Annotated in this window: 13 protein-coding genes; 8 read left to right on the plus strand and 5 right to left on the minus strand. The window is 39.2% G+C overall.

Features of this window, described 5'->3' with window-relative positions:
• The 4 genes from DSM02_RS16480 to DSM02_RS16495 form a co-directional block, all read right to left on the minus strand.
• Window positions 1-353: carboxypeptidase-like regulatory domain-containing protein (locus tag DSM02_RS16480; RefSeq protein WP_164918333.1), on the minus strand; the 353-nt coding region annotated here is incomplete at its 3' end.
• 61 nt (window positions 354-414) lie between these two features.
• Window positions 415-1,689: a sensor histidine kinase gene (locus DSM02_RS16485; RefSeq protein ID WP_240674089.1), complete on the minus strand. Its 1,275-nt coding sequence runs from the start codon at window positions 1,687-1,689 to the stop codon at window positions 415-417.
• On the minus strand, window positions 1,690-2,364 hold the full coding sequence (locus DSM02_RS16490; RefSeq protein ID WP_128766649.1) for a response regulator transcription factor: 675 nt from the start codon (window positions 2,362-2,364) through the stop codon (window positions 1,690-1,692).
• Window positions 2,365-2,451: 87 nt separating this feature from the next.
• Entirely contained in the window at window positions 2,452-3,132 is a 681-nt protein-coding gene (locus DSM02_RS16495; protein ID WP_240674090.1) for an N-acetylmuramoyl-L-alanine amidase family protein, read from the minus strand.
• 110 nt (window positions 3,133-3,242) lie between these two features.
• Between DSM02_RS16495 and DSM02_RS16500 the strand changes: the two genes are divergently transcribed.
• From DSM02_RS16500 to DSM02_RS16530, 8 genes are read left to right on the plus strand one after another with little or no spacing between them, the layout of a single operon-like run.
• Window positions 3,243-3,530, plus strand: coding sequence for a hypothetical protein (locus tag DSM02_RS16500; RefSeq protein WP_128766650.1), 288 nt, complete (start codon window positions 3,243-3,245; stop codon window positions 3,528-3,530).
• Between the two features lie 35 nt (window positions 3,531-3,565).
• A complete protein-coding gene (locus DSM02_RS20425; protein ID WP_164918334.1) occupies window positions 3,566-3,850 on the plus strand; it encodes a hypothetical protein in 285 nt (94 codons plus the stop codon).
• On the plus strand, window positions 3,837-6,248 hold the full coding sequence (locus DSM02_RS16505; protein ID WP_128766651.1) for a TraG family conjugative transposon ATPase: 2,412 nt from the start codon (window positions 3,837-3,839) through the stop codon (window positions 6,246-6,248). Before DSM02_RS20425 ends, DSM02_RS16505 begins: the two co-directional genes overlap by 14 nt.
• A complete protein-coding gene (locus DSM02_RS16510) occupies window positions 6,245-6,832 on the plus strand; it encodes a conjugal transfer protein (protein WP_382402982.1) in 588 nt (195 codons plus the stop codon). Before DSM02_RS16505 ends, DSM02_RS16510 begins: the two co-directional genes overlap by 4 nt.
• Window positions 6,833-6,834: 2 nt before the next feature.
• Entirely contained in the window at window positions 6,835-7,677 is an 843-nt protein-coding gene (locus tag DSM02_RS16515) for a hypothetical protein (RefSeq protein WP_128766652.1), read from the plus strand.
• A gap of 10 nt (window positions 7,678-7,687) precedes the next feature.
• Window positions 7,688-8,305, plus strand: a complete 618-nt coding sequence (locus DSM02_RS16520; RefSeq protein WP_128766653.1) for a conjugal transfer protein TraK — start codon at window positions 7,688-7,690, stop codon at window positions 8,303-8,305.
• A gap of 21 nt (window positions 8,306-8,326) precedes the next feature.
• Window positions 8,327-9,256 carry a conjugative transposon protein TraM gene (gene traM, locus DSM02_RS16525; protein WP_128766654.1) on the plus strand — a complete coding sequence of 310 codons (930 nt, stop codon included), beginning with the start codon at window positions 8,327-8,329 and terminating at the stop codon, window positions 9,254-9,256.
• A gap of 10 nt (window positions 9,257-9,266) precedes the next feature.
• Entirely contained in the window at window positions 9,267-10,121 is an 855-nt protein-coding gene (locus DSM02_RS16530; protein ID WP_128766655.1) for a DUF4138 domain-containing protein, read from the plus strand.
• A gap of 264 nt (window positions 10,122-10,385) precedes the next feature.
• Here the strand turns inward: DSM02_RS16530 and DSM02_RS16535 are convergent, their stop codons facing one another.
• Window positions 10,386-11,975 (minus strand): type IV secretory system conjugative DNA transfer family protein, encoded by a 1,590-nt coding sequence (locus DSM02_RS16535; protein WP_128766656.1) that lies wholly within the window; start codon window positions 11,973-11,975, stop codon window positions 10,386-10,388.

An 11,975-nucleotide genomic window follows, 5' to 3' on the forward strand; every position in this document is an offset into this window, starting at 1 on the left:
TCAGTTAATGCTTCTGCCGAAGGCATCATCTGGATTTTTCCTAAGTCAAAAATGGGATTGAGACCGCCAGCAGTAATTTTTTTCTGAATGGTCTCATAGCCTATAAATGAAATTTCGACAATATAATTTCCTTTTGGGATTCCGCTTAAGCTAAAAGCCCCAAGCTCGTCAGTTATGGTACCGCTGATGATGCTTTCGCCTTGCGGCTTTTTTAAAATAACATTGACAAAGGGTAAAGGTTGTGCTGATTCTTCGGTCACACTTCCTTCTATCAAAACGGTTTCTTGGGCTTCTCCAGAAAATGGAGCTAAGAGTATTAAGATAAATAATTTGAGACGTGCTAGTACTTTCATAATTAGAAATTTTTACCAAAATAGTACCGCTTTCTAAAGAGAATTTAAAGTTGGCTTTAAATCAATGTGTAAATCGAATTTCAAATTTATGAAAGCCGGTAGTCGATTCTGGCGATTTACTAAAACTATATGATGGGGTGAAACCATAATAATCGCAGATTTTCTTAACGATCGAAAGGCCCAGACCGCTTGAATCTCTCTTGGTACTTTCTTTGTAAAACCGGTCAAAAACCTGCTCGGGATTTGCGAGTTCGCTGTTTCCACTATTAACGATCTGCACGCTGTTTTTATAAAAATCAACTTTGATAGGCTGATTTTCTAAATTATGTTTTACTGCATTTGAAATTAAATTGTTGGCTAATACTTGCGCCAAAGAGCGATCCATTTTTACGGTAAGTTCTTCGCTATGCTCAATTTTATAATCAATAGAAGCTAGTTCTTTAAAATTGAGAAGCACCTCCTGAAACGACTCATTTATTGAAACGAATTGAGAGTCTGTAAACTGGTTGTTATCTATTTTTGCCAATATAATTAGACGCTTATTCAAATTTTTTAACCTGCGTATATCGTTTTGTAAAGAATCAAGTTGCTCATATTGAGAATCATCAATTTTAACCCCATTAAAAAGGGTTTCGATCTTAGCCTGCATAATGGCAAGCGGAGTTTGCATCTCGTGCGATACATCTTCGGTAAACTGCTTTAAGTTGTGATAATCTGCTTGAACCTTTGTGGTGAGTGAAATAATTTCTCTATTAAGATCGCCAAACTCTATAATGTCAGATTCCGTTAAGGTCAGAGGTGTTTCAGATTTTATAGAGAATGCCTTAATCTTAGCCAGATTCAAGAAAAAGGGCTTCCATAATGTGGCATTACGGCTTTTATTGAGGTAAAATAAGAACACAAAAGCAACAAGAATGATAGCGAGAAAGGTGAAAACAATGGCAAAAAGGATATTTTCAGATTCAATTACCATGGCTCTCACTGTAATTTTATATTCCTGACCATTTATTTCCTTAGTTCCGGCTAATTGCCTGAATAATTCGATTTCATCTTGTAAAGGATCATAAATTAAAGTATCGTTTAGAACTGTAGGTTGAGGATCTTTTACTTTTTCAACAACCATTATAGGAGGAATTCCTTTTAAGTCGGGTTTTGAAAGAAGTAGACGTTCCACTCGATCTTTATTAGAATACAATTCTTCTTCAATCTCACTTTCAAGTAGTGCTTTTAGGGATAGATAAAGTGCAATCCCAGAAAATATCATAATGATACTACTTGTTGTCAAAAAGGTTTTAGATGCCTTTTGCAATAGATGTATTTTTTTTTGATCAGCCATTTATTCAGCGGTAAATAGGTACCCCGAACCGTACGCGGTATGTATGTATTTAGCTCCTTCGGAAGTTAATTTTTTTCGAAGATTATTTATGTGAACATAGATAAAATCAAAGCTGTCTAGCATATCGCTGTCATCTCCCCAGAGATGCTCTGCAATAATAGATTTGCTGAGCACGCGGCCCTTGTTAGTTATAAAAAAGAGCAGGAGATCATATTCTTTTCGCGTAAGGGTAATGGGTTTTTCATTAAAATAAGCCGTTCTTGAGAGTGTATCCAAACGAATTTCTTCAAAAATAAGAGAATCTTCACCACCAAATTTGCCTCGTCGTAAAACGGCTTTGATTCGAGAATTAAGTTCAGCCAAATGAAAGGGTTTTGTAATATAATCATCTGCGCCAACATCCAATCCTTCCAATTTGTTTTCCAAAGAATTATTAGCCGATATAATAATCACGCCACATTTTTTGTTTTGATTTTTAAGCTTTTTCAGTAATTCAAGTCCACTACCAGTAACTAGGTTTATATCAAGAACCACGAGATCATACTCATATAAATCAAGCTTTTCAGAGGTCTCTATGTAATCTGCAGCTACTTCGCATATATTAGATTCCTGACTAAGATATTTTGCTATAGACTGTTGCAATTCAATCTCGTCTTCAGCGATAAGAAATTTCATAAACCTAAACTTTAATATCAAAGTTAATACTTCTTTCTAAAGAGATTCTTAAGAAAATAGTTTCATACTTATGATAAATAATTAGATCTAGCAAAACAAGCACATATTTAACACGTTACTTATTGCCTTATTTAATCTGCTATAGTGTTGATAAACCTCAACTAAAACTGCCTTACAAAAATCTTTTAGATCTCCCAGTACCTGAAAGTTCGCAAATTTGACACCTCTACTTTTTTGATGGGTTAAAGAAACTATTCGCTGTTCCAATAGGTGACCCAGCCAAATGGATTGTTTTAAATACGGGTTTTCTTGGTTATACGCATATACCTCTACTCCGCTTGCTTTTTTAGCAGGTGCATCATTAAAATGCAGGGAGATAAACAAATCTGCTTGAAGTATCCTAGCCAGTTTTGTCCGATCTTCAAGACTGATTAAAGTATCTGTATATCGGGTTAGAAAATATTCAGCGGGTTTCCCATCAAACTCTGGATGTTGAGCAATCAATCTTTTGGCTATGTCCAAAACCAAATCCTTCTCCTGAATACCATCTTCACCGCGCGATCCCGAATCAATTCCTCCATGTCCAGGATCGATCACAATACGTAAAGGTCGATCGACATCCTGACCAAAAAAGAGACAAGTTTTGAGGAGCAAATAGAGAAAAATGACGTTTTGAAGCTTCATTTCAAGTTTTGATTTTTGAGTTATCAACAGGTGAATAGCTGTATTTCCTAAAATTTGAAGGGATTTGAAATCATTTAAAATCAAATGAATCCAAATTTTATTTTATTCACAAATTACTGATTATCAATATTTTGAATACTTAAATATATACTTTTCAGGTAGTTCAATCAAACACTAATTTAAAACGAACTCTTATGAAAAAATCAAGCTACTTCACAACGATCCTATCGCTGGTCACCATTCCCCTCTTTGCTCAAATTGGAGGAATTGAAGATTCTGTAAATGATGTTTCCGATACCATCAGAGCCGTATTTCCTATAATTCTGGGCGTTATTTTCTTAGTAGGATTCTTATTTAACGCAGGTCATTTTTTTGGAGAGAATGCAGATCTCAAAAAAGGTATTACCCGGGTACTGGTCTTTGTACTGATAGCCGGAGGTGTCGTGGGCATCTTCTCGTATCTCATAGGAATTGTAGTCTAGTGCTTAGCTCACTTGACCACTGAATACTTAAGCTTATGAAAAAGTATGAGATCTATAAAAACATCAGGAAGCGGGCGGTTATTTTTGGACTTCCCCTTCCCTTGTTTGCTCTAATGATGTGTAGCATTATTGCCTCTCTGCTGGTGATCATTTTCTCCTTCAGTTTTATACTGGTTGTAGGCGTAATGCTGTTCAATGTGATTTTATTCATCACACTGACCCGCTTCACAAAGGCAAAAGCGCTTCTTACCCTCAAAAGCCTATTTCCCAAGCATATCAGTAATCAGCAAAACTCCGGTCTGGACTATGAAAACCATTAAGCTATCTCAAAGAAATCCTATTGCTGCATTGGAAGACCACATCCTCTTCAGCAGTGACGGGTCTGTGGTATTGTGTTATCAAGGTTTTTTACCGGAGATCTATTCGCTATCGGAAAAAGATTATGAAGACCTGCACGCCTGCTGGTTTCAGGCTTTAAAAAGTTTACCGGTAGGAACAGTGGTACACAAACAAGATAGCTATCTTAAAAAAGAATTTAGCGCAGGGCAACTGCCCAACACTTCTTTTTTAGAAAAAGCTACGCATAAGTATTTTAAAGGACGGGATTATCTATCGCACTCCTGTTACCTTTTTTTCATACTCCCTCCCACTAAAAATCGTTCGTATGCAAACTACACCAACCCGTTTAAAAAAATCAGCAAGACCCTACCAGTTACTTTGGATGAGGCTGTTCACTCTTTTAAGTCAGCTGTGGAAGATGCTGTATCATTTATCAATAATACACGTAAGATGGTTTTTAAACCGCTTACTCCGGCTACTGTTGAAACGCTAACAACAAACTATTTCAATGGATTTAATGAGAATCTTACTACCGATATCCTATTGGATAAAAACCGGATTCAAATCGGGGATCATCTCTTTGATGCCCTCGCCATTAATAGTGAATTGTGCTTTGGAGAATCTGTTCAAACCAGCAAAACCAATCAGCGGTTCACCTCTGATGATTTCATATTTCATCAGGGATATATTGATGGATTAGGATTGGCGTTAGACGAAAATCACATCGTTAATCAAATCCTCTATCTGGATGATAAACACAAGTGGCGTAAAATCCTGGATAAAAAAGTAGAAGAGCTCAGCAAGAGTTCCAATTTTGGCTCTCAAAATAAAATAGTCTTAGGCAAGATTCAGCATATCCTGAATCAAATCAATACCGATGAAGGTTCCCGGGTAATACGCGGACAGCTTAATGTCATCTACTGGACTAAAGAGCCCAAAACCTTGGAGTGTATCACGGCTAAACTAAAAACCGAATTTAAAGAACTAGACATCCTTCCCTATTACCCTAAAGGGGAGGCTTTAAAGCAGTATTTCTTGAACAGTTACTTCGGATTTTCATCTCATTTTTCCGATAGCGACCTATATGTCACCGATCTCAAACACGCCTTGTGTATGTTGCTCAACACCACCAATTATCAATCGGATGCTACCGGTATTGTATTCAACGATCGACAGCATAACATTCCGGTCGTAAAAGATGTCTGGGATGAAAAAAAGAAGCGCATTAAAGCCCGCAACTTTGCCATTTTTGCACCTACGGGTGAAGGCAAATCCTTCTTAGCTAATAATATCCTGCGTCAGTATTTTGAAAGTGGGGTGCGTTTGGTCATTATCGATCTGGGAGGCTCCTATACCAAATTTGCCAAACTTTATCCAGATGAGCATCTGGTCTTACGGTATGAATCTGGAAAGAATCTAGGGATTAATCCGTTCTATGTAGAACGGATCACAGACCTTACCTCAGAGCGTCTAGAAGATCTTTGTGCCTTTCTCTTTGAGTTGTATGCTTCTGGATCCTCTAGCACAAAATCTCAAGGCGTATCGCTTAAAAAACTCCTGACAGCTTATTATAAGAGCACTACTACGGCGCATTCCCTCTCCGGGTTTTACCACTTTATTGAAACGGGAGGAGCGCAGCTTTTACAAGACCTTAAAATCCATTCAGATTATTTTAATAGGAACAGCTTTTTGCATGTCATGTCAGAATATGTGGGAGATGGAATTTACAGTTACCTCTTTGAAGTATCAGAAGATCAGACCTATAAAATTGAAGACATGCGCCTGATTATTTTTGAACTCGATGAAGTCAAGGATAATAAGGAGATCCTATCGGTAATGCTCAAGCTGATCAAAACGGCAATTCAACGCAGCATTTGGAGCAACAAGGCCGAAAAAGGGATCATTCTTTTTGATGAGTTTGCCAAGCAGTTGAAGTTTGAAAATGTATTGGAAAGTGTAGAGTTTTACTATCAGGCGATCCGTAAGCAAAACGGAGCAATAGGCATCATTTTACAATCCATCAATCAGTTACCCGAGAATGCTACTTCCGCTAGCATTTTAGAGAACACTCAGGTTATTTACAGCCTGAATAATGAAAAAGGCTATGACGCTTTGGTGCGACGCCTCAAACTCTCCAGTCATGACCTCAATCAACTACGCTCCATCAAAAACAACCTGAGCGGCTCGCGTAAATACACTGAGATCTTTATCAAAATCGGGAAAGCCAGTAATATTTTCAGACTCGAAGTACCTCCTGAAGTCTTTGCAGCCTACCTCACCGATGGAGCCGAAAACGAGGCCATTATGGCCTTCTACGAGCAAACCCAAGATATGCAGCAGGCCATTAATCTATTCATCAATCAAAATCGAAACTTATGAAAACAACAATTCGAAAAGTATTCTTTGCTTTACCGATAACAATGAGCCTTTTAATGCCTGCAGGCGCTGCCTGCCAGGGGATGCCGGTTTATGACAATACCAATTTTGTGAGTCTTGTCAAAACCTTAGTGGAATCTGCCAAGCAGACCACCCAGTTGCTCAAGACCGTGGAGTTTTTAAAGCAGCAAAAGGAGAATTTGGAAAAGGTTAATACCGTAGTCAAACAGCTCAAGGCTGTACGGGAGATCAGCCGCAACAATACGCGGCTAATCCAAGTGATGCAAAACGAATTGCGTGGGATTTTAAACTCTCCATATATCAAGCCCAATGAAATCACCCGGGTGAGTGAGTCTTTTAACAACATAGTGGAAAATTCCATAGAAACAATGGACTTTATCGATCAGATTCTCTCGAGTAATTACTTGAAAATGTCTGATGCCGAGCGAGCGCGTATCCTTAAAGAAAAGGAAGAGCAATCTAAGGAGATGGTCTCGGAGATCAATCTCAAAACCAAGCGGTATAAGGAGATCATCTCCTTTCGCAAACTGCAGGATAAGATCAATAACCGACAAACAAGTTTTTAGGGATGAGCGCGCTGGTACTTTTAGGAATCGGTTTGGAGTATGTGGACACTATTTTTGAAACGATCAAAAACAGTGAATTCTCCCGGTATACCATCACAGGGATGAAAAGTCTGGCCGTTTTATTTTTTCTGATCAATATTCTTAAAAAATACAACGAGGGCATTGCCGATCAGAGCGGATATACCTGGGGGCTTTCTCCGCAGGAACTGGCCAAAAACGTTGCGGTGGTTTTACTGGCTATCTTTTCCACTCAGGTATTGGGCTTTTTTGATGGAATCCTGATCGCTGTAGAATCACAATATCGCAATACCGCCCCTGCCCTGCTCCCTTTGCAGATGCAAGATATTCCTATTGAGGAAGAAGTCGGAATGTTTGAAGCGGCTAAAGCCGCGATGGCTTTGTTGTATGAAGCCTTGATTACTCCGTTATTTGGCTTTAAAATCTTCGCTTTTATCACCAGTATCCTCCTTTGGATTTTGGATTTGTTCATCTATCCGTTATTTCTAGCGGAGCGTTTCTTTTTACTGGGTATACTGCAAGCCTTTTTTCCACTGATTATCAGTCTGGCTGTATTTGAAAAGTTTCGCAGCTTGGCCTATACCTTTTTTAAACTCTATGCAGCGGTTTACATGCTGGTACCCGCTTTTTTCCTGGTTAATGTATTTGTCAATGCCATCTACACCGAAATCACTGATAATTTCTGGACCAATCTCTTTGGAACCGATTATGGGGAAGGCTTCTTTGCTCCTGTGGTTCAACTGGGCTCTGTAGGCTTTATAGTCTTTCTCAAATTTAAGCTCTACCGGCGCGCGACCTCGTTCACCTTACGATTATTTACCGCTTAAAAAACGTTTTATGAAAACACCCTACACCTCTATTTATGCCGTGCTCAAGATCAATCGCCTCATTGTAATCAGTGTGGTCATTGGTGCAACACTCTCGATGCTATTCTCGGGATGGATGGTTTACACGACCTATCAAAAAGCCCTAGACTCCGCATTTGCCATCAGCACGGAAGGAGAAGTCATTCCTTTAAAACTCATCGCTCAAAAAGAAAATCAGGAAGTAGAAGCCCTTGCGCATCTGGAGCTTTTCCATAAACACTTTTATAATATCGATGCCAGTAATTACAAAGAGAATCTGGAAAAGGCCTTGTGGTTGGGCAACAGCTCTGTAGATGCGGTCTATCGACAAAAGAAAGCTGATGGGGTGTACAATCGGTTAATTCAATACTCTCTGATACAGCGTATCCAAAGTATCGAATCGGAAGTAAATCTGGATACCGATCCCGTTTCTTTTAAAACCACCACTCATTTTGAAATCAACCGCGGGGCTATAACAGATATTTATGAATTGGTAACTACAGGTAATCTAATAACTGTGGATCGCAATTTTCCCAACAATCCCCACGGGCTACTGATCACCGATTATTTTGAAAAGAGTCTTCGAAAACTAACCGATGAAAGTTATTAAACGACACTAAAATTTAGAATTATGAAAATAGAAAAAAACAAAATCGTTTTTGTTGCTGTATTGGCGGTGGTGATCCTTTTTTTGATCTGCTATACGATTATGCTCAATGATGAGGATTCAGATAACCATGAGCTAGAACAAACCACCGTCCCTAAATTAGAGAGTGACTCCAAAGAGTATCAGTCCAAACTTGACGCCTTAAATGATCTTAAGGAAGTTCGCAAAAATACGGCGCCCAGTATTTATGACGAAAGCCTTTTGGACTCTTTGGGGTATTTTGATCCGCTGTTTGCCGAAAAAGAAAAGCAGCGTATTGTAGATAGTATCTATCAAGCCAATCAAATTCAATATGAACCACGGCTGTACGCTGAATTGGGAAAATCAACAACATACGTAGCCCCTCATCCGGTACTCGATTCCGCTGCACTGCGGCAAGAACTTGAAGTTGCTACCCAAGAATTGGGATTACAACACCAGCTCTTTTTTGCTGCAGCTACTTCTACCAGTCTTAAGAAGAATCCGGTTGATGCTACCACTAACGATGGCCTTCACGCGGTTGTAGATGGAGACCAGGTGGTCAAAGCCAATTCCAGAATTCGCTTACGATTGACGAGCGAATCCACGATCAACGGAGTTACTTTTCCAAAAAACACCTTGGTATTTGGAACCGTGAGTTTTCAGCCCAATCGGGCACTAATCAGCATCGAGCAAATCAATCACCAACGTGTCCCGCTTAAGGCCTATGATTTTCAGGATGGACTCGAAGGTATTTATGTCGAGAATAACTTTCGAGCGCAGGCCAGTCGCGAAGTATTTGATGATGTACTACAGGATGTCAATATCCCCAGCCTGCCCCAAGTGGGTGGTATTTCTCAACTCTTGCGTCGCGATAATCGAAATGTAAAAGTTACCGTACTTAACAATTATAAACTGCTTTTAAAAGCACACTAAACCAAGTCCTATGAAAACCCATCAATTCCTTATGATATTAAGCTTCATATTGATTTCAAGTGTTTCATCACAAGCCGGGACACGCTCCCAATCAACCCCAATTAAACTCGATACTATTTATGCAAATGAGCATAAAAACGTAGCCCTGTTTTTTCCGAGCCCTATCCGGCAAGGTGTTGTAGGATCCGAAAGCTTTGTCTTTAGTTTCAATCGGGATGTCCCACAATACTTTGGACTTTTACAAGCCAAACCCGGCAGGGAAAGTAACCTATTGGTTATAACAACAGATGGCCTGGTGTACTCCTATATCATCAAATACAAAGCACAGATTAGCAATGTCAATTACTTTATTGAAAAGCAGCACAGTATCGGTCAAGAAGCTTCCAAACGAGACACACTAACATCAATTAATTTAAAACCTGCAGCGGCTATCACGTTATCCCATTTTAAAGCTTTTAGCACCACCCTATTGAAGCGCAAACAGCATCTAGGCCATTTGTCTAAGCGTAAATATGGAATAAAACTAAACACCGAAAATATCGTGTTTGATCAGGAGCAGTTGTATTTCGTTTTTGAGGTTGAGAATAAATCCGGATTGGATTATGATGTTGAATTTTTAGAGATCGCTGTGCAATCACGCGCCAAGGGAAAACGTAAATCCTCCCAACGCATTGTAAAACAGCCGCTGTACAAACATAAGTTACCTTGCAAAGTTAAAAAGGGAGAACGCGCCCAATTTGTTTATGTGTTATCGAAGTTTTCGCTCAATAACAACAGCCGGGTAATAGTAAAACTCCAAGAAAAAAATGGAGAACGCGATTTGGAATTAAAAATCTCGCATCGGTTTATCAATGATCCGAATTGATTATCAAGATGCTTTACTTTTAAGGAGGATGGTGAAAGTAAGGAACCTATTCCCATCTAAAAGCTGCTTCCATTATTTGAATTTCATTGTTTTTAATCCCTAAATTTTGAGCTACACGTTAAGACCGGCTCCATAGTACGTTTTCTTCTTTTTCTGGGCAGCTTTATATTTTCTCTCAGGTGTTCAAAGGTCATTTGATATTTAGACAAAAGAATAGCTTTCTTAAAATCCATTTTGTTTCATATTTGAAACAAACAGAAATTCTCATGTATGATTGAAGATCGACCGTGCCTCTTGATAGATACGCTCAAAATTCGCTTTTAGATCATTAAGGGAATAGGGTTGTGTTTCTGTGGGTAATTCTCTAGAAATTTCAGGTAGTTTAAAACGCACCTTCTTATCAACTCCATCAGCGAAGCTTATAAACTCCCCCGGTTTAAGCTTAAAAAAGATTGCTGCTCTACGTTTAGAAACCTCCCGTTCTCCTTTGGTTATGCGCGTATCAGATTTAAAGATATTTGCAGCCTTACTTATACTTTTTGTAGGGTCTTTTACAATTTCAAAAAAGCGCTCATAATACTTTGCCGTATCCGGATCATTTACCTTCCCAAAAAACTGATAGGAAAGGTTACTCAGAATCGCCCTACTCGCCTTATCGCCATACATCATATCGTTCTGGATTTTATCCTGCATGACATAGACGGTTGCTATATCATAGCTGCGCAGGGTTGCGGGAATTCGGTGCATATTTAATAAACGTATGGTCGGGGCTTCCTCCATCATTAAAAATGAGGGAAGCTGTCCGCGCACGCTCATTTGTTTGGTAATTGTATGGATGATCGTAGCGATCACCGGTGCATAGGCAGCTTCATATTTAGGATTATTGACTATTGAGATCACACAGGGTGACGCTTTGCTGTTGATCTTTAAGGAAACTTCATCAGCACATAAAGCCATAAAAATACTTTGCGTACTGATGCGTTTAAGGGCATTGGCCAAGGTGCTTTTCACCCCTGCGGTTTGTCGTTCTGAATCTTTACCACTGATAAAAGCATCTGCCATTGCTCTGGAGGTGGTATTGGTTTCCAAAAATTGAATGAGACTATCGGTATCCAGCATTTGATAAATTGCAATTAGGTGTGGCAGTGTGCAATATTTGGGATAATCGGTTTTCAATTTCCAAATCAATCCACCAATTAAGCCTTCAGCTGCATCATTAAAGAATTTAGTAGTACCTGACACCCCACTCTCTCGTTGTTCTAAAAGATTTTCAATTAACACCCGGGATACCTCGTTTACGCTTTCCTCATTCTCTAAATAGCGTGGTGCAATAGGGTTTACCCTATGTATGATTTTATCGAAGGAAATAACCTTAAATGGGATCACACTATCCTTAAAAAGTGGATAAGCCATTTCGGTAAGTTCAAAATCTTTATAGTCGTGAATCACACCACAAAACCCATTACTTTGAAAATGCTGTAAAAATCCATAGACCACACTTTCTGTTTTTCCGCTTCCTGCGGCTCCGATGACCGAAGCGCCCCGTTTGATATTATGAAGCTGTAGTTTACCCTGATTCGTTTTAAAATTGACGGTATAGCGCGGATCTATCCCGTGGGACACTTCTGAGGCATCCAGATAAACATACAAAACACTATTGATCAGCAGCAGTGGACATCCCAAATACAGTATCAGCGGAATCCAAGGCGTTTCTAGGGACAAGAAATACAGTAAGGGTAGTACTAAGAAACAATTGATGCTGAAAGCATATCTGGTGAGCTTAAAGAGCACCACAAAGCAGACGCTTGCACCAACCCCGAAATAAACCAAAGAATGTAACTGATCGATTTCCAT

It is taken from the genome of Leeuwenhoekiella polynyae, from assembly GCF_004104075.1.
In the GTDB taxonomy this organism is placed as follows: Bacteria; Bacteroidota; Bacteroidia; order Flavobacteriales; family Flavobacteriaceae; genus Leeuwenhoekiella; species Leeuwenhoekiella polynyae.